25 protein-coding genes and 1 tRNA gene are annotated in these 25,799 nt (G+C 64.1%); 14 read left to right on the top strand and 12 right to left on the bottom strand.

The window, feature by feature from the left end:
* Positions 1 to 13: 13 nt before the first annotated feature.
* Positions 14 to 796 carry a histidinol-phosphatase gene (gene hisN / locus CVM73_RS23170; protein ID WP_100234159.1) on the bottom strand — a complete coding sequence of 261 codons (783 nt, stop codon included), beginning with the start codon at positions 794 to 796 and terminating at the stop codon, positions 14 to 16.
* Positions 797 to 1,321: 525 nt separating this feature from the next.
* A complete protein-coding gene (locus CVM73_RS23165; protein WP_100234158.1) occupies positions 1,322 to 2,212 on the bottom strand; it encodes an N-formylglutamate amidohydrolase in 891 nt (296 codons plus the stop codon).
* Positions 2,213 to 2,542: 330 nt separating this feature from the next.
* Here CVM73_RS23165 and cpdR point away from each other — a divergent pair, with 330 nt between their 5' ends.
* The 4 genes from cpdR (at position 2,543) to CVM73_RS23140 (ending at position 4,041) form a co-directional block, all read left to right on the top strand.
* Positions 2,543 to 2,902: a cell cycle two-component system response regulator CpdR gene (gene cpdR, locus CVM73_RS23155; protein ID WP_007597092.1), complete on the top strand. Its 360-nt coding sequence runs from the start codon at positions 2,543 to 2,545 to the stop codon at positions 2,900 to 2,902.
* Between the two features lie 74 nt (positions 2,903 to 2,976).
* Positions 2,977 to 3,051 (top strand) — tRNA-Val (locus CVM73_RS23150).
* A gap of 142 nt (positions 3,052 to 3,193) precedes the next feature.
* Complete coding sequence (locus CVM73_RS23145; protein ID WP_100234156.1) at positions 3,194 to 3,409, top strand: hypervirulence associated TUDOR domain-containing protein; 216 nt, start codon at positions 3,194 to 3,196, stop codon at positions 3,407 to 3,409.
* Between the two features lie 161 nt (positions 3,410 to 3,570).
* Positions 3,571 to 4,041 carry an L-2-amino-thiazoline-4-carboxylic acid hydrolase gene (locus CVM73_RS23140; RefSeq protein WP_100234155.1) on the top strand — a complete coding sequence of 157 codons (471 nt, stop codon included), beginning with the start codon at positions 3,571 to 3,573 and terminating at the stop codon, positions 4,039 to 4,041.
* 30 nt (positions 4,042 to 4,071) lie between these two features.
* Here CVM73_RS23140 and CVM73_RS23135 read toward each other — a convergent pair whose 3' ends face one another.
* On the bottom strand, positions 4,072 to 4,914 hold the full coding sequence (locus CVM73_RS23135; protein WP_100234154.1) for a glyoxalase superfamily protein: 843 nt from the start codon (positions 4,912 to 4,914) through the stop codon (positions 4,072 to 4,074).
* A 437-nt stretch (positions 4,915 to 5,351) separates the two neighbouring features.
* On the opposite strand from CVM73_RS23135, the gene CVM73_RS23125 reads away from it, so the two are divergent.
* The gene (locus CVM73_RS23125) at positions 5,352 to 6,461 is read left to right on the top strand and encodes an ABC transporter substrate-binding protein (protein ID WP_100234152.1); all 1,110 of its coding nucleotides are present in this window, start codon (positions 5,352 to 5,354) and stop codon (positions 6,459 to 6,461) included.
* A gap of 208 nt (positions 6,462 to 6,669) precedes the next feature.
* Here CVM73_RS23125 and CVM73_RS23120 read toward each other — a convergent pair whose 3' ends face one another.
* A complete protein-coding gene (locus CVM73_RS23120; protein ID WP_100234151.1) occupies positions 6,670 to 7,788 on the bottom strand; it encodes an enolase C-terminal domain-like protein in 1,119 nt (372 codons plus the stop codon).
* Between the two features lie 19 nt (positions 7,789 to 7,807).
* Positions 7,808 to 8,701, bottom strand: a complete 894-nt coding sequence (locus CVM73_RS23115) for a LysR family transcriptional regulator (RefSeq protein WP_100234150.1) — start codon at positions 8,699 to 8,701, stop codon at positions 7,808 to 7,810.
* 146 nt (positions 8,702 to 8,847) lie between these two features.
* Between CVM73_RS23115 and CVM73_RS23110 the strand changes: the two genes are divergently transcribed.
* Positions 8,848 to 9,198 carry a putative quinol monooxygenase gene (locus CVM73_RS23110; protein ID WP_100234149.1) on the top strand — a complete coding sequence of 117 codons (351 nt, stop codon included), beginning with the start codon at positions 8,848 to 8,850 and terminating at the stop codon, positions 9,196 to 9,198.
* A 288-nt stretch (positions 9,199 to 9,486) separates the two neighbouring features.
* Positions 9,487 to 11,049 carry an adenylate/guanylate cyclase domain-containing protein gene (locus CVM73_RS23105; protein ID WP_100234148.1) on the top strand — a complete coding sequence of 521 codons (1,563 nt, stop codon included), beginning with the start codon at positions 9,487 to 9,489 and terminating at the stop codon, positions 11,047 to 11,049.
* A 205-nt stretch (positions 11,050 to 11,254) separates the two neighbouring features.
* Here the strand turns inward: CVM73_RS23105 and CVM73_RS23095 are convergent, their stop codons facing one another.
* Both CVM73_RS23095 and CVM73_RS23090 read right to left on the bottom strand, forming a co-directional pair.
* A complete protein-coding gene (locus CVM73_RS23095) occupies positions 11,255 to 12,478 on the bottom strand; it encodes an ABC transporter substrate-binding protein (RefSeq protein ID WP_167407005.1) in 1,224 nt (407 codons plus the stop codon).
* A gap of 419 nt (positions 12,479 to 12,897) precedes the next feature.
* On the bottom strand, positions 12,898 to 13,827 hold the full coding sequence (locus CVM73_RS23090; RefSeq protein WP_100234147.1) for an alpha/beta hydrolase: 930 nt from the start codon (positions 13,825 to 13,827) through the stop codon (positions 12,898 to 12,900).
* Between the two features lie 411 nt (positions 13,828 to 14,238).
* Between CVM73_RS23090 and CVM73_RS40460 the strand changes: the two genes are divergently transcribed.
* The gene (locus CVM73_RS40460; RefSeq protein ID WP_164936762.1) at positions 14,239 to 14,379 is read left to right on the top strand and encodes a hypothetical protein; all 141 of its coding nucleotides are present in this window, start codon (positions 14,239 to 14,241) and stop codon (positions 14,377 to 14,379) included.
* Here the strand turns inward: CVM73_RS40460 and CVM73_RS23085 are convergent.
* Genes CVM73_RS23085 through CVM73_RS23075 form a run of 3 tightly spaced genes read right to left on the bottom strand, consistent with a single transcriptional unit; the run spans position 14,376 to position 18,176 of the window.
* Positions 14,376 to 15,959 (bottom strand): ATP-binding protein, encoded by a 1,584-nt coding sequence (locus tag CVM73_RS23085; RefSeq protein ID WP_100234146.1) that lies wholly within the window; start codon positions 15,957 to 15,959, stop codon positions 14,376 to 14,378. The two genes, CVM73_RS40460 and CVM73_RS23085, sit on opposite strands and share 4 nt — an antisense overlap.
* On the bottom strand, positions 15,956 to 16,660 hold the full coding sequence (locus CVM73_RS23080) for a response regulator (protein ID WP_100234145.1): 705 nt from the start codon (positions 16,658 to 16,660) through the stop codon (positions 15,956 to 15,958). The genes CVM73_RS23085 and CVM73_RS23080 overlap by 4 nt, the downstream gene beginning before the upstream one ends.
* A 19-nt stretch (positions 16,661 to 16,679) precedes the next feature.
* The gene (locus CVM73_RS23075; RefSeq protein WP_167407002.1) at positions 16,680 to 18,176 is read right to left on the bottom strand and encodes a DUF4153 domain-containing protein; all 1,497 of its coding nucleotides are present in this window, start codon (positions 18,174 to 18,176) and stop codon (positions 16,680 to 16,682) included.
* A 189-nt stretch (positions 18,177 to 18,365) separates the two neighbouring features.
* Here CVM73_RS23075 and CVM73_RS23070 point away from each other — a divergent pair, with 189 nt between their 5' ends.
* Positions 18,366 to 19,745 (top strand): glycoside hydrolase family 3 N-terminal domain-containing protein, encoded by a 1,380-nt coding sequence (locus CVM73_RS23070; RefSeq protein WP_245452411.1) that lies wholly within the window; start codon positions 18,366 to 18,368, stop codon positions 19,743 to 19,745.
* Positions 19,746 to 19,826: 81 nt separating this feature from the next.
* On the opposite strand, the gene CVM73_RS23065 is transcribed toward CVM73_RS23070, so the two are convergent.
* The gene (locus tag CVM73_RS23065) at positions 19,827 to 20,435 is read right to left on the bottom strand and encodes a TetR/AcrR family transcriptional regulator (RefSeq protein ID WP_100234143.1); all 609 of its coding nucleotides are present in this window, start codon (positions 20,433 to 20,435) and stop codon (positions 19,827 to 19,829) included.
* 103 nt (positions 20,436 to 20,538) lie between these two features.
* Here CVM73_RS23065 and CVM73_RS23060 point away from each other — a divergent pair, with 103 nt between their 5' ends.
* From CVM73_RS23060 to CVM73_RS23050, 3 genes are all read left to right on the top strand, one after another.
* Positions 20,539 to 21,234, top strand: a complete 696-nt coding sequence (locus tag CVM73_RS23060; RefSeq protein ID WP_100234142.1) for a PspA/IM30 family protein — start codon at positions 20,539 to 20,541, stop codon at positions 21,232 to 21,234.
* Positions 21,235 to 21,274: 40 nt separating this feature from the next.
* A complete protein-coding gene (locus tag CVM73_RS23055; RefSeq protein WP_027573528.1) occupies positions 21,275 to 21,550 on the top strand; it encodes a YiaA/YiaB family inner membrane protein in 276 nt (91 codons plus the stop codon).
* Between the two features lie 131 nt (positions 21,551 to 21,681).
* A complete protein-coding gene (locus CVM73_RS23050; RefSeq protein ID WP_027562959.1) occupies positions 21,682 to 21,888 on the top strand; it encodes a hypothetical protein in 207 nt (68 codons plus the stop codon).
* Between the two features lie 70 nt (positions 21,889 to 21,958).
* On the opposite strand, the gene CVM73_RS23045 is transcribed toward CVM73_RS23050, so the two are convergent.
* A complete protein-coding gene (locus CVM73_RS23045) occupies positions 21,959 to 22,804 on the bottom strand; it encodes an SDR family NAD(P)-dependent oxidoreductase (protein WP_100234141.1) in 846 nt (281 codons plus the stop codon).
* A gap of 180 nt (positions 22,805 to 22,984) precedes the next feature.
* On the opposite strand from CVM73_RS23045, the gene CVM73_RS23040 reads away from it, so the two are divergent.
* Both CVM73_RS23040 and CVM73_RS23035 read left to right on the top strand, forming a co-directional pair.
* The gene (locus CVM73_RS23040) at positions 22,985 to 24,481 is read left to right on the top strand and encodes an aldehyde dehydrogenase family protein (protein ID WP_100234140.1); all 1,497 of its coding nucleotides are present in this window, start codon (positions 22,985 to 22,987) and stop codon (positions 24,479 to 24,481) included.
* A gap of 119 nt (positions 24,482 to 24,600) precedes the next feature.
* Positions 24,601 to 25,728, top strand: a complete 1,128-nt coding sequence (locus tag CVM73_RS23035) for an alkene reductase (protein ID WP_100234139.1) — start codon at positions 24,601 to 24,603, stop codon at positions 25,726 to 25,728.
* The last annotated feature ends 71 nt before the right edge of the window (positions 25,729 to 25,799 follow it).

The raw sequence follows: 25,799 nt of genomic DNA, 5'->3' as shown, positions 1-25,799 counted from the left end.
CTCCGCTCGCTTGTTATTGGTTCAAAAGCCTCAACGCTTCCTCGTGAACCCTGGCGTCGCCGGCCGCGATGATGCGGCCGCCGCCCTGGGCCGGCTTGCCTTCCCAGGTGGTGACGACGCCGCCGGCGCCGGTCACGATCGGGATCAGCGCTGCGATGTCGTAGGATTTCAGCTCGGTCTCGACCACGAGGTCGACGTGGCCGGCCGCCAGCATGCAATAGGAGTAGCAGTCGCCGCCATAGCGCGACAGCCGCGCGCCCCGCTCGATGCGGCCGAAGATGGCGCGGTCGCTCTCGTTCATCAGCAGCGGGCTGGTGGTGTAGGTCGTGGCTTCCGACAGCGAAGCGCAGCGGCGGACCTGGAGCCGACGCTCGCCGGAGGGCCCTTTATAGTTGGCCGAGCCGTTGTCGCCGGAAAAGCGCTCGCCGATGAAGGGCTGGTGCATCATGCCGAACACCGGCGTGCCCTTGTGCAAGAGCGCGATCAGCGTGCCCCAGATCGGAAAGCCGCCGATGAAGGATTTGGTGCCGTCGATGGGGTCGAGCACCCAGACGTAGTCGGCGTCCTCGCGCTCGTTGCCGAATTCCTCGCCGACGATGCCGTGCTGGGGGAAGTTGGCCTTGATCAGCCGCCGCATCACCGCCTCCGCGGCGCGGTCGGCCTCCGTCACGGGGTCGAAATCCTTGGTCTTGCTCTTGTCGTCGATCGACAGCGAGGTGCGGAAGAACGGCAGGATGGTTTCGCCGGAGGCGGTGGCGAGCCGTCCGATGAAGGCGGAGAAGTCGATCACCGTCACAGGCCGAATCCTCGAAGCGAAGGTTGGATGAAGCTCTCTCCTGCCTAGCCCAATTCGCCTGCCGCGTGCAGCGCTGTCTTGGTTTTGCTCCCTGGTATTTTGGATGCCGAGGCATGCTGCCTCATCTCAGTCATCTGCTGGCCAAATATCGATCACAGAGTTGAAAACTTAGTTCCGAAGTTGCCTTGTTCGTATGCAAATGACTATCAACCCATTGAATTTCCTTATCAAAGGAACTGAATCTGGGTTTCCATGGAAGCAACTGAGCCATGTGCGAATTGCATGGGAAACGGCTCAAAAGCCCTTGCACTTTGTGCGGCGCGGTCGCATATTGTTGCGGTGCGGTAGCGCTTGGCGTTACCGCTGCCCTCCTTGGGCGTTTCCTCCCTAGACTTGGGCCGCTTCTTCATCAGAAGCGGCCCTTTTTTCTTGGGGCCGCCGTTTTCACTTCAAGGCGCGCAAGCTTGCGAAGCGAAGACGCCTTCGCGCCAATCGAAGACAACATGATCGGAAGAAAAGCCGGGCCTATTCCGCCGCGGCCTGGAACGGGCCGAGATCGGCGAATGGAATCGTGGTTGCCAGCACGTCGGCGAGAATGCCGAAGTCGGAGGCCACTTGCGCAAAGCGGGCACTCCGCTCGCGCCGCCGCTCGTCCATGTAGATCGCGCGATTGAGCTCGAGCTGCACCGTGTGCAGGCCGCTTGCGGGATTGCCGTAATGTTCGGTGATGAAGCCGCCGGCATAGGGTTTGTTACGGCCAATCGAATAGCCGAGGCCCGACAAGGTCTCCTCGACACGATCGGGAAGCAGCGGCGTGCAGCTCGTTCCGTAGCGGTCGCCGATCACGACGTCGGGCCGGCGCGGCTCGTCTCTGCTGACGCCGACCGAGGGCATCGAGTGGCAGTCGACCAGCACCACGGTGCCGAACATCTGATGCACCTTGTTGATCAGCCGGCGCAGCGCGCGATGATAAGGCTTGTAGAGCGTCTCGATCCGCCCCAGCGCATCGTCGACCAGGATGCGCTCGCGATAGATCTCCTGGCCGTCGCCGACCACGCGCGGAATGGTGCCGAGGCCGCCGGCGACCCGCATCGAGCGGGTGTTGGCAAAGCTCGGCAGGCGGCCGGCGAACATGCGGGGATCGAGCTCATAGGGCTCGCGGTTGACGTCGACATAGGAGCGCGGAAAGTTGACCCGCACGGTCGGAAAGCCGCGCGCGCTCAAATGGCCGATCAGCTCGTCCATGAAGGAGTCCTCCGAGCGCCGCAGCGTCGGCAGGTCGATCCGCGACGCCGCCAGGAATTCGTCCGGATAGGTCGAGCCGGAGTGGGGCGAGTTGAAGATGACAGGCGCGCGCCATTCGGCGGGCTCGAAGATCTCGAAGGCTGGCGACATGTCGCCGTCAAACCGGGTCATCTTCTCAGGCTTCGTCCCTTCGTGCCGGGATCTGGCAGGGACCAGATCGCATCGATTCGGCCGATCGAGCGGCTCTTATGTGTCGTCATTGTCCGGAATCGCAACCATTCTGCCAAGCGAAAAGATGTGAAGCACGCTGGAACATGTCTTAACCGTGCGGGGATCCCGGCGGGGATCAGTCGATCCGGCTCGATTGATTCGGAGCCCATTCCGGTTCACAAAGAGCCGGCAGCGCAGCCGGCTTAGGGTAAAGATTTTCACCCCAAATTTACCCTCTGTCGGGCTTAGTGACCTCTGCTGATATCCTCTGGGGATTCGACGTTTCCTGCCATGCCAAAGATCCTGCTCGCCGAAGACGACAACGACATGCGCCGTTTCCTGGTCAAGGCGCTGGAAAACGCCGGTTTTCAGGTCTCGTCCCACGACAACGGCATGGCCGCCTATCAGCGGCTGCGGGAAGAGCCGTTCGAGATGCTGCTCACCGACATCGTGATGCCGGAGATGGACGGCATCGAGCTCGCCCGCCGGGCCTCGGAACTCGATCCCGACATCAAGATCATGTTCATCACCGGCTTCGCCGCGGTGGCCCTGAACTCGGATTCGGACGCCCCCAAGAACGCCAAGGTGCTGTCCAAGCCCGTGCATCTGCGCGAATTGGTCAGCGAAGTGAACAAGATGCTGGCGGCCTGAATCGGCCCCCTTCCGTCCTTGCGCCGGCTCCCCTGAGCCGTTATAGGGACCCCACCCGATCTAGACGACCTCTAGGGCACGTAGCTCAGCGGGAGAGCACTACCTTGACATGGTAGGGGTCACAGGTTCGATCCCTGTCGTGCCCACCACGCTTCGCCAAGAGGCTTCGCGTGGCGCAGCCACGCCCAATGATGGCGAAGCGTGTCCGGCGAAGCTCGAAGAGCGAAGACGGACTAGGGCGGCTTGCTCCGCTCCCTGGAACACCCCGACTTGCTCCGGGATTGTTCCGCCATGCCAAAGACCTTCAACCGCGGCGACCACGTCAGCTGGAATTCCGAGGCCGGCCGGGTGCGCGGCCATATCCTGCGCGTCCACAGCAAGGACGTCGACTACAAGGGCCACACTCACCACGCTACGCCGGACGATCCGCAATACGAGATCAAAAGCGACAAGACCGACCACGTCGCCCTGCACAAGGGCCGGGCGTTGCGGTTGCTGCGGAGCTGACCGGCAAATTCTCGTCGCCGACGTAAAGTTGAGTTATCGTCCCGCGATTGTCGTGCAGCCCGGATGGAGCGAAGCGCAATCCGGGAAATCTCGTCATGCGACACCCGGATTACGCTACGCTCCATCCGGGCTACGGCCCTCCCAGAGACGTGAGCTCGCCCATGAGTGCGTCCGTCATCGAACAGGCCAAGATCCAGGCGCAGGTGCTGCTGCCGCTCGTCAAGGCGTTGCAAGCCGAGCTCGGCGAGGCGCGCGCCAACGCGCTGGTGCGCAAGGCGCTCGGCGATCTCTATCGCCGCTTCGGCGAGGAATTCTGGAAGGCGAAGAACGATAGCGATCTCGGCAAGGCCGTGTCGTCGGCGTTCAGAACCTACGCCCGCGACGATGCTCTCGCCTATGACGTCATCGAGCAGTCGAAGGACGTTTTCGCATTCGACGTGACGCGGTGCGCCTATGCCGAGTTCTACAAGGCGCTGGGCGAGCCCGAGCTCGGCTTCCTCCTGGTCTGCACCGCCGACTTCGCGACCGCGGAAGGCTTCGGCTCCGACATCGGGCTCACGCGCACGCAAACCATCATGCAAGGCGCCGACCATTGCGACTTCCGCTACCGGCGCAATGCGGGCGAGGGGTGATCGCGCCGGCAGGCTGGGCATGGTCTTTCGTCATGGTCCCGGCGTAACGAAGGCCGATCCGATCGTGCCATCGGTTTCCAGAGCAATGTGCCAGTGCGAGGCGCCGCCTTCGTGCCAGACGGAATAAACGTCCTGCCCCTGCGCGCCGACGCCAAGAAACGCGATCGAGGTGATCGGTCCCATCTCGGCAAGACCGCGTTGCAATCTCGGCAATTGTTGACGCGTGGCTTCGGCCAATCCCGGGCTCATTGCAGAATAGTTGGGCCGGCCAGCCGCGACCTCTTCGATGAGACGGCGAAGCGCGGCCTCGCTTCCGGGACTGGCAGAGCGGCTGTTCATGCGGTCCTTGATCGCGCGCTCCAGCTCTTGCGCCGCAGCCGCATCGATCCGCCGCATGGTGTGATCATTGCCGTGTTGCCGCAGCACCAGTGTGGCCGGCGTGTTGTCTGGTCCAGGAACGAAGCGAAGTTTGACGTCGACGTCCGCTCCGGCGAATTCCGTTTCGCTCATGGCGCGGTAGGACACGGAGCCTTGTCCGCTCAGACGCGCCGTTAGACGGTTCGCATCGCGCCGCACGGTGAAGACGGCATCGTGAAACTGATACGTTCCGGCATAGCGGTCCAGGATTGTGGTCGGCACCTCGACTTCGTTCGCGGCGGCGTCGCTCGCTGCGTCACGTGCAGGCTCTGCAACGCGCTTCCGCGCTTCCTGCCCGGCGGCCTTGATCCGTGCGGCCAAGACGTTCCAGTCGGGAAATCCCAGGACTTTCGCGATGAGTTCCAGGCTCTCACCGACGGTGAGGGAGACCGATCGGGCGTTCAAAGCTTCGCGAAGCGTTTGTGCCATGGCTTTGGCGTCGCGGAAATCGCGCATCTGCTGATCCTCTGCAATGCGAACGGAGATCGTCAGGGCTTGCGTTACTGACCCGTTCGCTCGAGCAAAGGAAGCGTGCGGCGGTCCGATACACTTCACCATACCCCGAAGGGTGCAAGCGGCAGGCGGTATCTACCTGTGCAAATTGTGATGGAGGCCCTTGTGCTTGTCAACCGAAGCAACGGCTCTCTGCAAAGCAGGAGAGATGTATCAATCGTCACTTTCGAGTGAATCACATCCGGGCTCCATCAGGAAACTCGACCTCCAGAGACGAGCACAACTCCGTGCCCGAGCGTTCTGTCATGAGATCGGATTTGTCCCTAGCCATAGGGACAGACTTTCGGCGCGACCAGCGCGACATTGCATCCTCGAAATATAATACGAGGGAGGACATCATGATCAGGCACTGCCTTGCAGCCTTGTGCGTTTGCGCCGCAATGGTTCTCGCCATCCCCTGCGCATACGCTGACATCAAGGTGGGAATCGTGGTGTCTGCTACAGGGCCGGGCTCGGCGCTCGGGCAGCCGCAGACGCGGACGGTTGCTGCCCTTCCGAAGGAAATTGGCGGCGAGAAGATCGTCTATGTCGCCCTGGATGACGAATCGGATTCGACCAAGGGCATTCAGAACGCCCGGCGGCTCGTCATTCAGGACCGTGTCGACGTCCTCATCGGCTCCTCCCTGACGCCGGTGACGATGCCGATGCTCGATGTCGCCTGGGAAGCCAAGACGCCGATCATCTCGCTGGCTGCGGCGACAGCCATCGTCCAGCTGATGGACGAGCGGCGCAAATGGGCGTTCAAGGTCGTTCCCAACGACGACCTGATGGCCCTTGCGATTCTCAAGCATATCGCCAAGTCAGGCGCGAAGACCCTGGGCTATATCGGCGTCTCCGATGGATATGGCGAAGGTTATTACAAGGAAGTGAGCAGGCTTGCTCCGACCTTGGGCCTGACCCTGACCACGCACGAAGTCTATGCGCGCGCCGATACCAGCGTGACGGGCCAGGCGCTCAAGGTCTTGGCGACGAATCCGGACGCCGTCTTCATCGCCTCGGCGGGTACGCCGGCGGTTCTGCCGCAACAGGCCCTTCGCGAGCGCGACTATTCCGGCAAGATCTACCAGACCCACGGCGTGGCCACCGAGGAGTTCATCAAGCTCGGCGGCGCCAGCGTCGAAGGCGCCGTCTTCACCGGCGAGGCGTTCACGATCGCGGACGATCTGCCGGCAGACGATCCGTTCCGAAAGATTCGAGACGAATTGGTGTCCGCCTACGAGAAGGCGAACGGGCAGAAGCCGAACATTTTCGCTGCGCATCTGTGGGATTCGATGGCGCTGCTCAAGACGGCGATACCAAATGCATTGAAGACCGCGAAACCTGGCACGACAGAATTTCGCGCCGCCCTTCGTGACGAGCTCGAGCGTGTCAAGGACGTGTATCTGAACAACGGTCTGTCGACGATGAGCCCAACCGACCACAATGGATATGACGAGCGTTCGGCGTTTCTGATCAAGGTGGAAGGAGGTCGCTTCAGGCTGGTGAAGTAGGTGCCGAGCAGCGCCGCTTGCGATGTGGAGTTGAAGCCGGCGTCGTTGCGTCCAGCAAAGCAGGAGAGCCGCTTACGTGGGTCTGCCTTTTGAGGTCCCTAGCAGCAGGCCTTTCAGCCCGGTCGGAAACAGCTGCGGAGCCGTTCATCCTTCGAGGCTTCCCATGCGCCGCTTCGCGTCGCATGGTGCGCGCCTCGGGATGACGGGATCACCCCACCAGATACTTCCTCACCGCCGCCTCGTCCCATGCGATCCCGTTGCCGGGCGCCTCGCTCGGCAGTGCGAAGCCGTCCTTGATCTGCAGCCGGCTCGCCAGCACCGCGTCGGCCCAGTCGACATATTCCAGCCAATGCGCGGTCGGCGTCACGCAGAGCAGATGCGCGCTCACCTCCGAGAACAGATGCGTCGACATCTCGATGCCGGCGGCATGCGCCAGTGCGGCGGCGCGGAGCCAGCCGGTGACGCCGCCGATGCGCTGCACGTCGGGCATCACGTAGTCGCAGGCTTCCGCCGAGAGCGCGGACTGCATGGAAAAAGCGCTGTCGAAATTCTCGCCGATCTGCACCGGCGTATGCAGCGCGTCGGCAATGCGGGCGCAGCCGGCATAATCGTCATGGCGGATCGGCTCCTCGATCCAGGTGAGGCCCTCGTCGTCGAGCATCTCACCGCGGCGGATGGCCTCGGTCACCGTCAGCGCCTGGTTGTAGTCGCACATCAGCGTCACCTGGTCGCCGACGGCCTTGCGTACCGCGCGCACCACGGCGAGGTCCTCCCGCGCATCGGGCCGGCCGACGCGGATTTTTGCGGCCTGAAATCCTTCAGCCAGCAGCTTGTGGGCTTCCTCGACAGCGGCGCCAACAGGCATGATGCCGAGCCCTTTCGAATTGTAGGCGCGCATCGGTTTCGGTGCGCCGCCGAGCAGCCGCGCCAGCGGCAGGCCGCGTGTGCGGGCCAGCGCGTCCCAGGCCGCCATGTCGATGCCGGATTGCGCCAGCCGTTGCAGGCCGGCAAGGCCCAGCAGGGTGAAGCGCTGGGCCAGCTTGCGTTCGATCTCGAACGGCAGCAGCTCGTCGCCGGCGACGAGCTCCGACATCTCGGTGACCATCGCCGTCAGCGGCTTCAAGGCCGATGGTGTGATCGAGAACAGATAGGCATGGCCCGTAGCGCCCTGGTCGGTCTCGCAGTCGATCAGCACCAGCGGCGCCTTGGCGACCGCGCCGGTCGAGGTCTGGAGCGGCAGGTTCATCGGCACGATCACGGGGCGGGCATTGATGCGCGTGATGCGCAAGCCGTGCGGAGCGATCGAATGGGAGCCATTCTGGTCCATCTACGTCTTCCTTCAGCGGTTAGCGGGACCCTGTTGAGATGAGGGCGTCCTTGACGGCCCGGCGGGCAAACATCGTGCGTGACGTCCGAGGCGCTCCTTTCGGCCACACGAGATAGAATGGATTGACGGCGGTTAGCGCCGGACCAATCTCCACGAGGCGGCCGCTCGCGACATAGGGCAACGCAAGATAGTCCGGCGCAACGGTCCACATTGGCAACTCTGCGGCAATCGCCAGAACGTTGCGCAAATCGGGGACGACGATACGCGCGGCCTTCTGGCATGTGCCCTGGAAGGCCTCCAGGAAGTATTGGCGGATCAAGGACAGCTCGGCATTGTAGGCGACGAACGGCACCGTCTGCAAAGCCTGTGCATCAACCTTACGGCCTCGCAACGCATCCCGTATCTGCGGATGTGCGAGCAGCAGCAATCGCTCCCCGCCGACCCGCTCCGAGCCGAATCTGCGCTCAGGTGGAGAAGACGCCATCAATGCGAGGTCGAAGCTCCCGTCTTCAAGGCCCTGGCGCAGAAAGGCTCTCCCGCCGAAATGAGCCTGTATCCGAATGTCAGTGCCGAGGAAGGCGCCGACGATCCGGGGTCCAACCGATGAAAACAATTCCGCGGGCGTGCCGATATGCAGAAGACCGGAGAGCGCGGTCGAGCGTGTCCGACGCTCGGCGAGCGTCTGCCCCAGCGCATCGACGTGTTCAGCGATGTCGCGGGCAAGACTGTCGGCGGCAGGCGTCGGACGAACGCCGCTGCGGCTGCGAACGAACAGGGGAAACCCGAACTCCTGCTCGAGACTCGAAATCTGGTTGGAGACGGCAGGCTGCGTCAGTGCGAGCGCCTCCGCAGCACGTCCCATGGAAAGCCGCCGATAAACCTCAAGGAAGGTATGCAACCGATCGAAGGCCATGCCACCTCATAACAAAACTTATGACCTACGGCCATATGCCTTATTCGCCTCTGGACCTCGCTGCGCGCTATTGATTGCGCGGTGAGGCCTGCAGCACACAGACGGATTTAAGGGCGCGGATCAGCGCGGCTATTGGAGGAATTGCAATGACCAGGGCAGATGCACATGCGGGGGACGTCCCTCCACGATCCGAGGCGCCGGACGCAGCCATTGCGGTCGTTGTGGTCCTGGAATTGGTTGCGCGGGACCCGAACGCTTTCGAGCAGCACTTGTTGCGCGTCATTCCAGTGACCCGCCTGGCGTCAGGAAACAGGTTTAGCTGGTCTGTCCGGGATTCCGCGAACCCGACAAATTTCGTGCTCTACCAGGGGTGGGACAGCCTGGCACAGCAACAGGCCTACATGAGTTGGCGCGAAGGGCGCGGCGATCTCGCCGAATTCTCATCCTTTCTCGCTGAGCCTCCGCGGGTGACCGTCCGGACGGTCTTCGATCGGTAAACGATCGGTAGCTTCAAGGTAAAAGTCGCTCGACAATGGAATAATTGCCGAATTCATCCATTGATCCGCCGCGTGGTGGAATGGCGCGCGGATCGCGTCAGTCACGCGCTGGCACGAGAAGGAGGCTCGCCAGGCAGGACGGGCCGCGCCGGACAATGGCTTTCGATCCTATCGGCCTCCCATGAAAGGGGCTTGCGCTGTGGCGCATTTCTGCTCCTCTGTGCCGCCGCAGCTGCGTCGCAATTCCCTTCGGATTCGCGACGAAATTGCACACAACGGAGCCACAGTGTGAAACAAGAGATATCCGAAGAGCAGCGCAAGAGCGGCATCCTCACCGGTGCCGTGATCGCCTTCCTCCTGCTCGCTCTGCCCCTCGCGGTGTGGCTGGATCTGACCGAGCTGAGCAAGACGGCTTTGCGCCGGCAGGCGATCGATCTCAATTCGGTGATATCAAGCGTGCGCAGCTACTACGCCTCAAACGTGGTCGGGCGCGTGCTCGCCAACCCCAACGGCACCACCAGGATCGTGCACAATTACGAATCCGTTCCCGGGGCGATCCCGATCCCGGCGACGCTGTCGCTCGAGCTCGGCCGGGTGATCGGCGCGCAGCAGGAGAACATCACCTACCGCTTCGTCTCGGACTTCCCGTTCCAGAACCGCGCCCCGCACCAGCTCGACAAGTTCGAGAGGGACGCGCTGGAGGCGCTCAGGAAAGACCCCGAGCAGAAGATCGTGGAGACCGAGACCTCGCTGTTCAATGACAAGGTCCGCCTCGTTGCGCCTGTTACCATGGGGCCGGCCTGCGTCAGCTGCCACAACAGCCACCCCGAAAGCCCGAAGAAGGACTGGAAAGTCGGCGACGTCAGAGGCATCCAGGAGGTCATCATCGCGCAGCCGATCGCCGCCAACATTTTCTCATTCAAGTTCCTGCTGGCCTATTTCCTGATCGCCGCCGGCAGCGGGCTGGCGTTCCTCTCGCTGCAGCGCCGCCAGGCGCGCCGCATCAAGGGCATGAACAAGGAGCTCGAAGCCGCCAACGACTTCCTCGCTTCGCTGTCGATGAAGATCTCGCGCTACATCCCGCCGCAGGTCTACAAGAGCATCTTCTCCGGGCAGAAGGACGTCACCATCCATACCGAGCGCAAGAAGCTCACCATCTTCTTCTCCGACATCCAGAATTTCACCGCGACGGCGGAGCGGCTGCAGCCGGAGCAGTTGACCCAGCTCCTCAACGAATATTTCACGGAGATGTCGGCGATCGCGCACGAATATGGCGGCACCATCGACAAGTTCATCGGCGATGCCATGCTGATCTTCTTCGGCGACCCCGAGACCAGGGGCGATCGCGCCGATGCGCAGGCCTGCCTGCAGATGGCCTGGCGCATGCAGCAGCGCCTTGCCGAGCTCAATGCGAAATGGCGGGCGTCCGGCATCGAGCAGCCGTTCCGCTCGCGCATGGGCATCAACTCGGGCTATTGCAATGTCGGCAATTTCGGCAGCACCGACCGCATGGACTACACCATCATCGGTGCGGAGGCGAACCTCGCCGCGCGCCTGCAATCGATCGCCGAGCCCGGCGGCATCGTGCTGAGCTACGAGACCTTCGCGCTCGTCAGCGACATCGTCCGCGCCCACGCCCTGCCGGCGATCACGATGAAGGGCATCAGCCGCGAGGTGATTCCTTATTCGGTCGACGCACTGAACGACACTGCTGCGGAGAACAGCGGCATCATCACCGAGCGCGCCCCAGGCCTCGAGCTGTATCTTGATCCGGCCGTGGTGAAGTCAGGCGATGCCGCGCGGGTGCGCTCGCTGCTGGAGAACGCGCTGGCCTCGCTGAAGCCGGCGTGAGACTGATCAGCCTTGCCTGATTGAGCCCTCGTTGTGGCCGCGAGGAAGATCTGCCCCCTCTCCCGCTTGCGGGAGAGGGCCGGGGAGAGGGTGTCTCCTCAACGGGACAATCCCCAAGCGGCTAGAGCTCTCACCCGGCGCTTCGCGCCAACCTCTCCCGCTTGCGGGAGAGGTGCTGCCACGCGGAGCTCACGCCTGCGACACCTCACCGCGCCGCGCCTTCCGTGAACGCCGTCTCGATCACCTCGCCAAAAGGCTGCCAGGACCGTCCGTCGAACTGCACCAGCCGCATTTGCCTGATCGGCAGATAGTTGCTGGGCGAGGTGTTCATCCTGATGCTGGGCAGCGCCACGGACGGATGATGGTCCCTGAGCGATGCCGCCTGACGCATGATGTTGTCGCGCGAAAAATCGTCGCCGCATTGCTTCAGCACCTGCGTCAGCGCCTCGGCCGCGGCGTAGCCAAAGAGCGCGGCGCTGTTGTTGGTGCTTTCGACCTGATGGTATTTGTCCATGAAGGCGAACCAGTCCTTCATGGTGGAATCGTCTTTCCAGGCGGGATCGCTCGGATCCTTCAGAAACGCCGCCGAGATCACGCCGGAGGAGTTCTCCAGGCCCGCGGGCGCCATCGCATTGGCGATCGAGGCGGAGGCATCGTTGACGATGAAGACCGGATGCCAATTGAGCGATGCCGCCAGCTTGATCACCTTGGACGCCGTCGACGGCACGCCGAGAAAGACGAAGATGTCGGCGCCGGCGCGCTTGAGGATCGAAACGTGCCCGTCGAGATGCTCGTCGGCAATGTCGAAGGCGATGTCGACGAGGACGTGACGGTTGAGATCGCCAAGGCCCTCCTGGATGCCCTTGTAGAGCATGCGCCCGAACTGGTCGTTCTGCCAGAGCACCACGATCTTCTTTCGGGGGTAATAGGCCTGGATGTAGTTGGCGTAGATGCGCCCCTCCGACCTGAACGACGGCTGCCAGCCCATGGTCCAGGGAAACGCGCCTGGCTGGCTCAGCTCCTCGTCGCCGGAGGCGACGAACAGCTGCGGGATATTCTTCTGGTTCAGATACCGGCGCGTCGCGAGATTGCCGGGCGTGCCGAACGAGCCGAACATTAGGTGGACATCTTCGCTCTCGACCAGATCGCGCGTCAGCTCCAGCGCGCGTCCCGGATCGGAATTGTCGTCCCGCGTGATGAAGCGGATCTTGCGACCGTTGATGCCGCCACGCGTGTTGATCATGTCGAAATACGCGGCCTCGGCCTGGCCGATGGCACCAAACTCCGAGAGCGGTCCCGAATACGGCATGACATTGCCGATGCGGATTTCCTTGTCGGTCGCGGGTTGCTCGGCGTGTTGCAGCGACATCGCCCCAAGCAAGGCCCAAGCAACGATCAGAACGAACAGCAGTCTGCCGGTGACGCGCATGCTCGACACCTTGTCGTTGGCCCCCAACGAGGTCGGCTCAGTCCGCAGCAAGACTGCTCGATCTACGGCAAGCGTTTGGCGATCGTGTGGCTCGGCAGCCGGTTTTGACGCTGTGGTCTATTGAGAAAAAGCGGCAGGTGTATTGACGCGCCGCGAGTGGCTTCGTCGCTGGAAAGCGCGCCGGCATTGCTCGGCGTGAGGCCAATCAGGCCTGCCTGATTGAGCCCCGTCGTGGCCGCGAGGAAAGTCTGCCCCCTCTCCCGCTTGCGGGAGAGGGCCGGGGAGAGGGTCTCTCCTCAACGGGACAATCCCCAAGCGGAGAGAGCCCTCACCCGCGCCTTCGGCGCGACCTCTCCCGCAAGCGGGAGAGGTCGAGACCCCCCGCTCTATCTGTTTACCCCACTGCCGTCACGCCCCGCTTACGGCAGCCCGCGCGCCTCGAGCTGATGCACCAGCAGCAGCGTCGGTTCGGCGAGGCTGTCGCCGGAGCCGTCGAGGCCGAAGGCGCTGGCGATGCCGTCGCGGCTGCGCAGCAGCGTGCTACGCGGACAATGGCCGGCCCCGCACAGCGTCTTCTTCAGGGTCTCACCCTGCGCCACGAGGCCCGCGGAATCGTCCGCGGCCCAGGCCAGCACGATCGGCACGTCGACATTGAGGATGCCGGGAAAGACCGACCGCTTGTCGTATTGGGTGGCATCCAGGCCGAGATAGGCCTTCTCGCTGTCGCTGGCGTCCTTGCCGACGCGGTAGATCCCGGACACCAGCACGACGCCGGCGACGTCGGCGCGGTCGGTCTGCAGCTCGGGATGCGCCAGCAGGGCGGCGACATGGAAGGCCCCGGCGCCATAGCCGACCGCGACGATTTCGCGGGCATCGCCGTTGAAGAGGTCGATATTGCCGTGGACCCAGGACAGCGCCGCCGCCACATCGGACGCGCCGGCCGGCCAGGTCGCCGAGGGCGCCAGGCGATAGTTGACGCGGACCCCGATCATGTCGTTGCGCGCGGCAAAGCACATGGCCTGGTCCTGGATCTGGCGGGACAGCTCCGGCGCCGCGCGGTCGCCGGTGAAGGTGTCACCCGCCACGAACAGCAGCACCGGCCGTGGCGTATCCGCCTTGATCGCGCTGGTCGCGACATCGAGCACATTGGCTTCGCTCTCGCCATAGCGCAGGCCGCGCGAGAAGGTGACCTGCTCGCACAGCCGCGCGGTGCCGCCGAAGGTGGTGTCGGAATCGGTGAGGCCCGCTTGCACGAGATCGGACGGCGGCGAGAGGCGGCCCGGCAAAGGTCCGTGCGCGGAGGCCGTGGTCATGGTCAGAAGCAGGAAAAATGTCAGATAATTCTTCATCGTAATGCCGGCCTTGCGGGGCTCATATTGGCTCGCTGATCTGGCCTGTCTTTTCAATTCGCCTCATTAGTCCGCTGGCCTTGAGGCGAATTCGCGGCACCTTCGGCCGGCACGCGGCCGGTGCCGACCAGGCGCCCCCTGGCAGGCAGCCGCATTTGGAACACAAGTTCACAAGGCGCCGGGCGGATTGCGCGGAGCGACGGTTTTGTCTCGATCGGTCAGGCTGTTGTCCGGCGCCGCCCAGCCTCGAGCCGGAAACGGCTTCCTACTGTGCATGGGGTTGTTTTCGCAGTTTTTGTTTTGGACGATCCGTCAGGCCCGCTCTGCGTCGTTCCTCGCATTTCCGTGATGGAACCTAACGGCGGCTGATGCGACTTATCTATGACGCGGGAAGGAACGTGCGAGGCTGTCATGGCAGAGAAGCATACCGCCGATCCGGTTGAGATCATGCGGGCGACCGGTCATCCTGAGCTGGAATACGCCGCCGGCTGGACCATCGCCGGTCTCGTCACCATCGGCGCCATCGTTGCCGCCTGGGTGTTCGCGATCTAGGCCAGAGGGAATTGCAGCTCGAAGGCCGCGCCCTCGTCGGTCGGCTTCAGCCTGATCGAGCCGCCATGGCTCGCCATCACCGCACGCGCGATCGCCAACCCCATCCCGGTGCCGCCCTGGTCGCGGCGGGTGGTGAAGAACGCGTCAAAAATCCTGTCGCGGTTCGGGGCCGAGATCGGCTCGCCGTCATTGCTCACGGTCAGCCGCAGGGTCGTACGCTCGTCCGCCGCCTCGAGCCTGATCGTCTGCGCCTTGTGCCGCATCGCGTTGTCGGCGAGATGCGACAGCACGATCAGCGCCTTCTCGCCGGACATGCCGACGGCGCGGTCGAGGCTGCCGCTGGCTTCGATCGAGCTTGCCGGAAACCTGGTCCTGAGATCGGCGATGACAGGCGCAAGTTCGGTGCGCTCGTTCTGCGGCAGGCTTTCGGCACGGGCGAGCTCGCGCAGCCGCTGCGCCATCGCCTCCAGCCGCTGGGTGTCGGACAGGATGTTGGCGATGAACGTCGTCTGCTCGGCCGGCGTCAGGCCCTCGGCCTTGCCTTGAACCGAATCCTGCAACAGCTCGGCCGCGCCCTTGATCGAGGTCAGCGGCGATTTCAGTTCGTGGGTGAGGTGGGCCGAGAACGTCGCGATATAGTCCGAACGGCGCGCCAGCTGCTCGGCCATGCCGAGGAAGCTGTGCGAGAGCTGGGCGAACTCGCGCGTGCCGTAATGCTTCAGCGGCTGGAACGCCTCGCGGTCGCCGCGGCCGATTCTGGCGGCGCGGTCGATCAGCTCGCGCATCGGCAGCGTGATGGTGCGCGAGAACACGAGGCCGATCGCGATCGTGCCGAGGATCACGGCGAGCCCCGCCAGCACGAACTTGGCCCGCTCCTGGTAAAGATGGTCGAAGATGTTGCTCGGCGTCCGCGTCGTGTAGATCACCCCTGCGACGCGGTTGTTGACGATGACGGGCATGGCCGAGAACACGTGCACGCCGAGCCCGCGGCTGAAGGAATAGATCGGCGGCGGCTTGTCCGGCACGCGGTTGCGCAAGGTGGCGCGGTATTGCCCGTGCAGTGCGTCCGCGACCTCCTCGATATGGGCGAGCGACTGCCCGACCTCCTGCCGCCCGGCAATCACCACGCCTTGGGGATCGAGGATGCGAAAGCCCGCCAGTGTCACCTTCTGGGTCTCGCGGATGATCGGCGTCAGTTTTGCACCGATCTCGACATAGGCTGCTTGCGCCGGCTGGAGCGCGGGTAGCGCATCGGGCCGCCGCCGCAAGAGGTCGTTCGCGGTCAGATCGAGCGAGGGGCGGATCGGCGTGACCTGGTCACCGGGATCGGGCAGCACGCCCGGCGGCACCTCGGCGCCGAGCATGAGGCCGCTGTCGAGCCTTGCCGCGACCTCCTGCGCATAGATCGTCGCGAGCACGCGGCTCTGTGCGATCAGCTCGGCCTGGGTCTGGCGGATCAGCTGGTTGTCGTAGAGACGAAAGAAGAACAGGCCGACCAGTGGCAGGATGGCGACGGTGGCCAGCACCGTGAAGATGACGAGCCCAAGCGACGGCCGCCATTTGTCTGGCGCCGTGCTCATGCCTCTTTCTCGCAGCGGCCGAGCTTGAAGCCGACGCCGTGGATGGTCTCGATGACGTTGTCGCAAGCAAGAGCCGCGAGCTTGGCGCGGATGTTGCGGATATGGCTGTCGATGGTGCGGTCGGAGACCTGAATATTGAGCTGATAGGCCGCGCGCATCAGCTGCTCGCGATTGAACACCGATGTCGGCCGGGTCAGGAACGCGCGCAGGATGCCGAACTCGATCGCGGTCAGCTTCAGCGGCGTGCCGGCAAAGGACGCGAGATGCTGCTCGGGATCGATCAGGAGGCCGCCCTGCGACAGCGCGGCCGGACTTGCCTTGGCCTCGCCATTGCGCGGGCTGAGGCGGCGCAGGATGACGTTGACCCGCGCCACCAGCTCGCGCGGGCTGAACGGCTTGGTCACGTAGTCGTCGCCGCCGATCTCGAGGCCGAGGATGCGGTCGATCTCCTCGTCGCGCGCCGACAGGAACAGGATCGGCACGTCGGACGTCCTGCGGATCTCGCGGCAGACGTCGAGGCCGTCGAACTCGGGCATGCCGATGTCGAGCACGATCAGATCGGGCTTGTCGGCGGCAAAGCGGGCGAGCGCCTCCTTGCCGTCGCGGGCCTCGATCACGTCCATGCCGGCCTTCTTCAGAGCGACGCGGATGACCTCGCGGATGTGACCCTCGTCGTCGACGATGAGAATGCGATGCGCCAAGGATATCTCCGCTGCCTCGTCAGCCCGCCGGCCGATTCGCCGCCTGGGCGTCCAGCCTGCGCTGAAGCCGCCAGTTTCGGAAGCCCCAGCTCCGCCAGGCCAGATCCTGGCGCTGCTGTTCTACAAGGCGGTCGCGTCGCGACACAAGGCAGCTCTCGCTGGCGCTGGGCCGGAGCGCGATGGCCTTGTCGATGGCGGGGAGCGCCTGTGGCCCGAGCGTCAGGAGATAGTTGATGTCGATCTGCACGCCGTTGCCCGATGCCTCCCGGCTGTGGGCGACATTGTAGTTGGCGATGAAGGCATCGAAGTTCACCAGCGAGCAGCCATAGAGCACGACCGCCAGCGCGATCAGATTGACGCTGACCAGCCACTCGTTGGAGCGGTCGAGCACGATGCGCGCGACGATCAGGATCAGCCCGAGCGCCACCAGCCCCATCCAGATGAAGGCCGCGATGCGCCAGTAGGTCAGCATGTAGATGCCGACATAGAGATCGAGCCGGAGGATGGACGAGGCGACCAGAAGCACGTTCTGGCCCACCCAGAGATAGACAAGCGGCCGGATCACTTTCGATTTCTCGGCGGGCCCGCCCGGACGCATCGCGACCAGCACGAAAGCGGCGGCGAGCAGGGTTGTCGCGATCAGCGGATAAGCGCCGCGATGGGCGTACCACGCATAGGTCACATTGTCGGGCAGCGCGACATGACCCCAGAGATAGATGCCGTCGAGGACGGATTGCGCCGCGAACAGCAGATTGAACAGGATCAGCGATCGCAGAATGGTGGAGGGGCCCAGAAATTCGGCCGAGACGAACGCCGCCAGGGGCTCTGGTTCTGCGACATCGGTTGCGGCGGGCACAGCGAACTTCCGGCGCCGCCAGCGCACATGGATGAACGGCCAGACCAGCGTCAGCATCAAAGCCCAGAACAGCACACGCGGGACACTGACATACTCCAGGATGACCTTCGGATTGAGCAGGGACACCCATTGCTCGATCACCGGATTGGCCGCCGCGAACAGTGCGACGAACACGGTGCTCATCACCATCGGCATCAGCCACAGCGCGAGGCCGCGGGTGAACGCCGACAGGTTGAAGACCTGGAGCGCATCGGGGAAGAAGCGCAAGAAGCCGTACAGAACGAAGTTTCGGAGTGCGCGAGCGCGATCTGCGAGCCCGGTCGTCTCCGGATTGGTCGCGAGGAGCAGGGCGATGAGCAGCGCGGCCATCAGGATCAGGAACGAGAGCGTGTTGAGCTCCTCGACGGCTGGCGCGAGACCGAGAGTGACGATCGCGCCGCCAATCGTTGTACGCCGAAGATCCAGCGTTGCATGGTTGGCGAGCAGCGAGGCGCCAGCGACCGCGATGGCGAAGATGACCAGCGACAGCCCCATCCGCTGGCCGTAGAAGAGCCAGTCGGCGAGCGCGGCGAGCAGCAGCGCCATTGCGAGCTTGGCCGACAGGGCGGAAGGCCCGATGGGTTGGATGTCCGTGGTCGACGTCGAAGCCAGGCTCGTCATGTCCTGAAGACCTTTCGTGATAGGTGGCATCACGAAGTCTGAACGGCACTTGTGCAGAAGGCGGGATCATCGTCTGCACGGTTTCAGGAGTCTTTTGCAGATTTCGTGCAGGCGCGCGTTTGCCTCTCGTCCATCGTCAATCGCTTTGATAGGTGCGAAGCATTCGCCACTTCGAGCGCGTGACGCATCATGCAATTTCTCCGCCGTATCGGTCTCATCCTGCTCTGGCTGGCCGCGCCTGTCGTTGCTTTCGCGGCCGCGAACAAGAACGATCCTTATCTGGTCCCGCTGCGCGGCGCCGGAAACGCCGCGCTTGTCGTTACAAGCATCGTCATCGTGATCGTCCTGCTGCGCAGAGGGCGGTGGCGCACCATCGCCGGCAAGCTGCTCGTCATGCTCTGGTGCCTGCCGCCGCTGCTGATGTCGGCGGCGCATCTGAGGTTCGAGCTGCGCAGGCACGACGTTCTCGCCGCCAGCGCCGCCGAGGCGCGCCAGCTCGGGCCTCATTTCATGATCGGCTATTCCTCCTTTCCCGAGGTCGCGCGCCTTGCCGGCCAGGGCCTGATCGGCGGCGTCTATGTTACCCGGCACAACATCCGCGGCCGGACCGTCGAGGCGCTGCGCGCCGAGATCGCGGCGCTCCAGGATATCAGGCGCGCCGCCGGCCTGCCGCCGCTAACTGTCGCCGCCGATCAGGAGGGCGGCATCGTCGGGCATCTCGCGCCGCCGCTGACGAAAGTGCCGGCGCTCGCGACACTCGCGGGGCTCGCTCCCGACGACCAGCAGGCCAAAGCGGAAGAGTTTGGCCGCATCCACGGACGCGAGCTCGCCGGGCTCGGCGTCAACCTCAACCTCGCGCCGGTGCTCGATCTCAAACCGCCGGCGCGGCGCAACCGTCTCGATTTCCATACGCTGATCGGCCAGCGCGCGATCGCGACCGATCCCGCCGTCGTCAGCACCATCGCGAGCGCCTATGTGCGCGGACTGGAAGCGTCCGGCGTCGGCGCGACGCTCAAGCATTTTCCCGGCATCGGCCGCGTGCGCACCGACACGCATCATTTCAGCGCCAATCTCGATATGTCGGTGAAGGAACTGGAAGCAACCGACTGGCTGCCGTTCCGCGAGGTGCTGTCGCATTCGCGCAGCGCGCTCATGGTCGGCCATGTCACGCTCACCGCCGTCGATCCTGACTGCGCCGCCTCGCATTCGAAGCGTGTCGTCGAGGGAATCATTCGCGAGAAGTGGGGTTATCAGGGCGTGGTGATGACCGACGACCTCGTGATGGGCGCGATCTACCAGAACGATGTCTGCAAAGCCGTGATGGAAGCGATCAACGCCGGTGTCGATCTGCTGCTGGTTGCCTATGACGGCGCGCAGTTCTACCGCGTCTTCGCCTGCGCTCTCGACGGATTGCGGCAGGGCAAGCTCGACGCGGCGATGCTGCGCGCGAGCGAGGCGCGGCTGGAAAAGGGCTTTCCGACCGCGCAGGCGGAAGCCGCTTCATTTGATCGAAGCAGACTTGGGATAGTTGTGCCTGGTGCCCCGCGCGCTATGGCGCGGGGCGGTTGAACGCGGCGTGCCTGTGCGCGAAGAAGTCAGGCGAAGCGTGACACTCGTTCGCGCGCTGCCGGCGAGCTCTGCTACAGGCCTCTATGCTGCCTGCGCGATCAGTCCGTCAATCATCGCGCGCACCAGGGTCGCGATCTCCTTGCGCAGCGCCGGCAGCGGTACTGCAACCAGCTTCTGCTCCAGTCCCAGCGTCACCATCCCATGCACGGCCGAGAACAGGCTACGCGCCGTGATGCCGAGTTCCTCCGGGCTGCGCTCTGGGAACAGCGCGGCGAGCGGCTGGTAGATGTGGCGGAACAGCTGCATCTGGTCGTTGACGGACCAATCGGGGAGGGGCTTGTCGGCCGCCATGCGATGCTCGAACAGCGCGCGCCAGAGCTGGAGATTTTCGGCGGCGAAATCGCAATAGGCGATCGCGATGCGGACCAGTGCCTCTCGCGGTGATGGCTCACCCGCGCTGACTGCCGCGCTGAGCGCCTCATCGAGCCGGAGCAGCGTGCGTGAGCCGACGCGCAGGACGAGTTCGTCCACGTCAGTGACGAGATTGTAGACCGCGCCATTGGCGCAGCCGATCTCGCGGGCCAAATCGCGGGTTTTCAGACCCGCCAGCCCCCGCGCAGCGATCATCTGCTCAGCCGCCTGGATCAGGTCGGCTCGCAATTTCTCACGACGTTCCAGGGCTTTAGTCATTCTTAACCAAATTCTTGAGCGTCGCTCAAATATTTATTGAACAATGTTCAAGGTTTGTGCTACAAAGCATCTGTGAGCAACGCTCATAGACAGGGAGCAGACAATGTTCAAGACCGTCGTGACCCTCTTCCGCGGCAGCGTGGCCGCTGCGGGCGAGGAACTGGAAGACCGCACGGCCCTGCTGATCCTCGATCAGCAGATGCGCGATGCCGCCGCCGCCCTCGAGCGCAGCAAGCGCACGCTGGCGCTGGCGATCGCGCAGGACCAGCAGGAGGGTCGCAAGCTCGAGGCGACCTGCGCCCATATCGCCGATCTCGAGACCCGCGCGGTCGCCGCGCTCGATGGCGGCCGCGAGGATCTCGCCAAGGACGCCGCAGAGGCCATCGCAGGCCTCGAAGCCGATCGTGATGCGGCGATGACAGCACGCGCGCTGTTCGCGACCGAGATCGCCCGGCTGAAGCGGCAGGTCGCGAGCGCACAGGCCCGCATCACCGAGCTCGATCGCGGCCGCCGTCTCGCCCGTGCCTCGGACGCGGTGCGCTCGCTTCGCCGCAGCGGCATCGAGGCGGCGCGTCCCTACGAATCCACGCTGCCGGAGGCGGAGAGCACCTTGCGGCGGCTGCGCGAGCGCCAGCTGGAAGCCCAGGCCGCCGACGATGCCTTGGTCGAGCTCGATGCGGCTACCGGTCCGCTCGCCACCGCCGAGAGACTGGCCGAGCAGGGCTTTGGCCCGCGGCTGAAGACGACTGCGGACGATGTGCTGGCGCGATTGAAGTCCAAGCATACGCCGACGGCCTGATCTCACACCCAAACGTCATTCGAACCAACAGGAGACCATCATGAACCAGAACGGCCAGCCCCACAGCAGCGCCTGGGTGACCTTTACTTACGTGTCCTTCGCAGCCTCCGCGTTCCTCGTCGCCGTCGGCGTCTTCTTCCTGCCGATCGACCTCTGGATGAAAGGCTATCTCACCATGGGCATCGTCATGCTGATCCAGACCTGCATCACCCTGACCAAGACCGTGCGCGACAATCACGAGAGCAGCCGGCTGGTGAACCGCATCGAGGACGCAAAGGCCGAGCGGCTGCTGATGGAGGTCTCCAAGGCGGCTTGAAAAGGTGTTTTGAGCCGATCGGGACGAGAAGCAAAAGAGCCGCGGAGCAACACGCGCCGCGGCTTTCGCGCATTGTGCTTCGGCTGCAGGTGCGATATGGCTCTCGCGCTTTTCAGAGGTGGAGACGAGCTTTGTCGAAACAATCGCTGCGCGAGGAGGCCGAGCGCCTGATCCGCGAATCGATGGAAAAGAAGACCATCGTCGTCAAGCAGGGCACCACCCGCATCGAGGCTGTCTGCGGCAAATGCGGTGCTCCGAACCGGGTGCAGGCGGAGAAAGGCCAGAGCCGCGTCAAGTTTGCGTGCAAGAACTGCGGGCACAAGCAAGAGACGCTGTAGCCTTCTTGACCTTTCCCTGCTCTTTGCTCCCCGTGAGAACGGGGCGAGGGAGTGAGAGAGTGGTGCAAGCCTACTCCCCCTCCACGAACTTCTTGAACGCATCCGCGTAGTCCGGATGCCAGCGCGACAGCGGCGGGCGGTTCTCGACGATGTCGCCTGTCGCCCACAGCATGCGCTTCTCGTCGAGCGCGCGTGGCACGTCGTTATCCGGGCACAGGATGTAGAAATCGCCGGCCTCCAGCCGCGCCAGCATGAAATCGACCGTTTGCTCCGGCGTCCAGGCGCCGGCCGGCTTCTCGGTGCGTCCCTTCGCAGTTAGGCCGGTGAAGACGAAGCCCGGAATCAACAGATGTGCTGTGACGTGGCAGTCCTTCCTGTTGCGCAGCTCGTGCTGGAGCGCCTCGGTGAACGCTTTCACGCCGGCCTTCGAGACATTGTAGGCGGGATCGCCGGGCGGCGTGGTGATGCCCTGCTTGGAACCGGTGTTGATGATGAGGCCGCATTTGCCGCGCGCGATCATGTTCGGCGCGAAGATGCGCGAGCCGTTGATGATACCCCACATATTGACGCCGATGATGCGCTGCCAATGATCGGGCTCGCCGAACAGCGTGCTGCCGGGCTGGATGCCGGCATTGTTCATGAGGATGTCGGTGCCGCCGAACCGCTCGCGTACGGCGCGCTCCAGTTCCGTCACGTTCTCGACCTGGCTGACATCGACGGCGAGCGTCATCACGTTTGCGGCAACCGTGACGGATGACAGTTTTGTTGCAGCTTCTGCCAACCGTGTCTCGTCGACATCCGCGATGCACACCTTCATTCCAGCGCGTGCAAAGGCGGTGGCGGCGGCGAATCCGATGCCGGACGCGCCACCTGTGATCACGGCAACATTGTCTTTGACGATGGCGGGATGTGGCATGGAATGTCTCCGTGGAGGACTCTCGTCGAGCTATAACATGGCAGCAGTGCGACCCTGCACAAGTCGGCATGGGAGGTCTTCGTTCTGCGCTGCCTTTACGCCTATCCGGCACGGCTGTATCCTCCATCCAACGATCCCGCCCAGATCGAACCAATCAATCACCTGACAGGGAGTGCAGCCATGGCTGTGTCGCAGGCTATTCCGATCACGCGCCATCCGTTCGCGAACGGGTCCTACAAGCAGATGCTGATTGACGGGAAGTGGGTCGATGCAGCCTCAGGCAAGCGGTTCGAGACTCGCAATCCCGCCACAGGCGAGCTGCTCGCAACCGTCGCCGAAGGCGACAAGGAAGACATTGACCGTGCGGTCGCCGCCGCCCGCCGCGCCTTCGAAGGACCCTGGAGCAAGGTCAAGCCGTTCGAGCGGCAGAACCTGCTGCTCAAGCTCGCCGACCTCGTCGAGAAGAATTTCGACGAATTGTCGCAGCTCGACACGCTCGACATGGGCGCGCCGCTCAGCCGCACCCGCGCCTATCGCCTGCGCGCCGTCGGCATGCTGCGCTATTACGCCGGCCAGACCACGGCGATCCATGGCGAGACGATCGAAAACTCGCTGCCCGGCGAAATCTTCTCCTACACGCTGAAGGAGCCGGTCGGCGTCGTCGGCGCCATCATTCCCTGGAACGGCCCGCTCACCGCGACGATCTGGAAGATCGGCCCGGCGATCGCGACCGGCTGCACCGTGGTGCTCAAACCGGCGGAAGAAGCACCGCTGACCTCGCTACGCATCGCCGAGCTCGCGTTGGAAGCGGGCGTACCGCCCGGCGTCATCAACGTCGTTCCCGGCTATGGCGATACCGCGGGCGCGGCGCTCGCCTCCCACCACGACGTCGACAAGGTTGCCTTCACCGGGTCGCATGTCACGGGCCAATCGATCATCCGCGCCTCCGCCGGCAACCTCAAGCGCGTCTCGCTCGAGCTCGGCGGCAAGTCGCCAGACATCGTATTCGCGGATGCCGATCTCGACGCGGCCGTGCCGGGCGCGGCGATGGCGGTGTTTGCCAATTCGGGGCAGATCTGCAGCGCCGGCACGCGGCTGTTCGTCGAGCAGTCGATCTATGACGAGTTTGTCGGCCGCGTCGCCGAATTCGGCAAGAAGCTGCAGGTCGGCAACGGCCTCGATCCCAACGTGCAGATCGGCCCGCTCGTCTCCGAGCAGCAGCTCGAACGCGTCACCGGCTATCTCGATATCGGCCAGAAGGAAGGCGCCAAGGCGCTTGCCGGCGGCGGTCGCGTCACCGAAGGCGCGCTGTCGAAGGGCTTCTTCGTCTCACCGACGGTGTTCGCGGGCGTTGAGGACAACATGCGCATCGCGCAGGAGGAGATCTTTGGTCCCGTCATCTCCGCGATCGCGTTCAAGGACATGGACGAGCTGGTCAAGCGCGCCAATGCCACCACGTTCGGCCTCGGCTCCGGCCTGTGGACGCGCGACGTCAGCAAGGCCCACGCGGTTGCGAAGAGCCTGCGCGCCGGCTCGGTGTGGGTGAATTGCTACCAGGCGATGGATCCGGCCGTGCCGTTCGGCGGCTACAAGATGAGCGGTTACGGCCGCGAATCCGGCAAGCAGCACGTCGAGGAATATCTCAACGTGAAGGCCGTCTGGATCAAGACGGCGTAATATCCATTTCCCTTCCGTGTTCCGCGGCAGGGAATATCTGCCTTAGCGGGGCGGCACCTTTTCCGGTGGCCGCCCCTCGCTATATGATCCGCATCCTTTCATAGACATCCGGGGCCCGCATGAAATTCGAAGCGTTGTTTCAACCGTTGCAGGTTGGTCCGTACAAGCTTGCACACCGCGTGGCGATGGCGCCGCTCACCCGGATGCGCGCCGAGCGCGAGAGCTTTTCGCCGCGTCCGCTCAATGCTGAATATTACGGCCAGCGCGCGACGAAGGGCGGCCTGATCATTGCCGAAGCCTCGCCGGTGCTCTCGCACGGCCGCGGCAACCCGGCGACACCAGGCATCTATTCGGAGGCGCAAGTCGCGGGCTGGCGCAAGGTGGTCGATGCCGTGCACGCCAAGGGCGGCATCATCTTCCTGCAGCTCTGGCATGTCGGCCGCGTCTCGCATTCCTCCTTCCACGGCGGCGCGCTGCCGGTCTCGGCCTCGGCCATCCCGATCAAGGCCGAGGGCATGAAGGCGATGACCGCCGACGGCAAGATCTCGGACTATGAGACGCCGCGTGCGCTGGAGACCGACGAGGTCAAGGGCATCGTGGAGGCGTTTCGGCAGGGTGCCAAGAATGCGCTCGCCGCGGGTTTCGATGGCGTCGAGATCCACGGCGCCAATGGCTATTTGCTCGAGCAGTTCCTGCAATCGCGCAGCAACCAGCGCACCGATCAATATGGCGGATCGATCGAGAATCGCGCCCGGCTGCTGCTCGAGGTCACGCAGGCCGCGATCGACGTCTGGGGCGCGAACCGCGTCGCCGTGCGGCTGTCGCCTCACGGCATCGCCAATGATTCCGGCGAGCCCGATCCGATGCCGCTCTATACCCATGTCGTGAAGGCGCTCGACAAGCTCGGTCTTGCCTATCTGCACTTCATCGAGCCGCGCTCGAGCGGCGCGGGCCGGGCCGATGTCCACTGGGAGAACGTGCCGTCGGCAATGGTGCTGTTTCGCCCGCTTTACAGCGGCGTGCTGATGACCGCCGGCGGCTTTACCGGCGAGACCGCGAACGCAGCGATCGCCGAGGGCCACGCCGACATCATCGCCTTCGGGCGCATCTTCATCTCCAATCCGGATCTGCCGCGGCGCCTTCGGCACGGCTATCCGATCACGCCGTACAATCGCGCGACGTTCTACGCCGGCGAGGAGAAGGGGTACACGGATTATCCGGTTTATGACGAGCTGACGCCGGCCTGATCTGTCATTCCGGGGCGACGCGAAGCGTCGAGCCCGGAATCCATCTCACGTCTTAGCTGGCTGCCCGATGG

Source organism: Bradyrhizobium forestalis (assembly GCF_002795245.1).
Lineage (GTDB): Bacteria > Pseudomonadota > Alphaproteobacteria > Rhizobiales > Xanthobacteraceae > Bradyrhizobium > Bradyrhizobium forestalis.
This window is presented reverse-complemented; position numbering and strand designations above follow the sequence as displayed.

Coding starts and splice junctions, on each gene's coding strand:
- CVM73_RS23165 (WP_100234158.1), bottom strand. CDS start 2,212: ATGACCCGGTTTGACGGCGACATGTCGCCAGCCTTCGAGATCTTCGAG.
- cpdR (WP_007597092.1), top strand. CDS start 2,543: ATGCCAAAGATCCTGCTCGCCGAAGACGACAACGACATGCGCCGTTTC.
- CVM73_RS23145 (WP_100234156.1), top strand. CDS start 3,194: ATGCCAAAGACCTTCAACCGCGGCGACCACGTCAGCTGGAATTCCGAG.
- CVM73_RS23140 (WP_100234155.1), top strand. CDS start 3,571: ATGAGTGCGTCCGTCATCGAACAGGCCAAGATCCAGGCGCAGGTGCTG.
- CVM73_RS23135 (WP_100234154.1), bottom strand. CDS start 4,914: ATGCGCGATTTCCGCGACGCCAAAGCCATGGCACAAACGCTTCGCGAA.
- CVM73_RS23125 (WP_100234152.1), top strand. CDS start 5,352: ATGGTTCTCGCCATCCCCTGCGCATACGCTGACATCAAGGTGGGAATC.
- CVM73_RS23120 (WP_100234151.1), bottom strand. CDS start 7,788: ATGGACCAGAATGGCTCCCATTCGATCGCTCCGCACGGCTTGCGCATC.
- CVM73_RS23115 (WP_100234150.1), bottom strand. CDS start 8,701: ATGGCCTTCGATCGGTTGCATACCTTCCTTGAGGTTTATCGGCGGCTT.
- CVM73_RS23110 (WP_100234149.1), top strand. CDS start 8,848: ATGACCAGGGCAGATGCACATGCGGGGGACGTCCCTCCACGATCCGAG.
- CVM73_RS23095 (WP_167407005.1), bottom strand. CDS start 12,478: ATGCGCGTCACCGGCAGACTGCTGTTCGTTCTGATCGTTGCTTGGGCC.
- CVM73_RS23090 (WP_100234147.1), bottom strand. CDS start 13,827: ATGAAGAATTATCTGACATTTTTCCTGCTTCTGACCATGACCACGGCC.
- CVM73_RS40460 (WP_164936762.1), top strand. CDS start 14,239: ATGGCAGAGAAGCATACCGCCGATCCGGTTGAGATCATGCGGGCGACC.
- CVM73_RS23085 (WP_100234146.1), bottom strand. CDS start 15,959: ATGAGCACGGCGCCAGACAAATGGCGGCCGTCGCTTGGGCTCGTCATC.
- CVM73_RS23075 (WP_167407002.1), bottom strand. CDS start 18,176: ATGACGAGCCTGGCTTCGACGTCGACCACGGACATCCAACCCATCGGG.
- CVM73_RS23070 (WP_245452411.1), top strand. CDS start 18,366: ATGCAATTTCTCCGCCGTATCGGTCTCATCCTGCTCTGGCTGGCCGCG.
- CVM73_RS23065 (WP_100234143.1), bottom strand. CDS start 20,435: ATGACTAAAGCCCTGGAACGTCGTGAGAAATTGCGAGCCGACCTGATC.
- CVM73_RS23060 (WP_100234142.1), top strand. CDS start 20,539: ATGTTCAAGACCGTCGTGACCCTCTTCCGCGGCAGCGTGGCCGCTGCG.
- CVM73_RS23055 (WP_027573528.1), top strand. CDS start 21,275: ATGAACCAGAACGGCCAGCCCCACAGCAGCGCCTGGGTGACCTTTACT.
- CVM73_RS23045 (WP_100234141.1), bottom strand. CDS start 22,804: ATGCCACATCCCGCCATCGTCAAAGACAATGTTGCCGTGATCACAGGT.
- CVM73_RS23040 (WP_100234140.1), top strand. CDS start 22,985: ATGGCTGTGTCGCAGGCTATTCCGATCACGCGCCATCCGTTCGCGAAC.
- CVM73_RS23035 (WP_100234139.1), top strand. CDS start 24,601: ATGAAATTCGAAGCGTTGTTTCAACCGTTGCAGGTTGGTCCGTACAAG.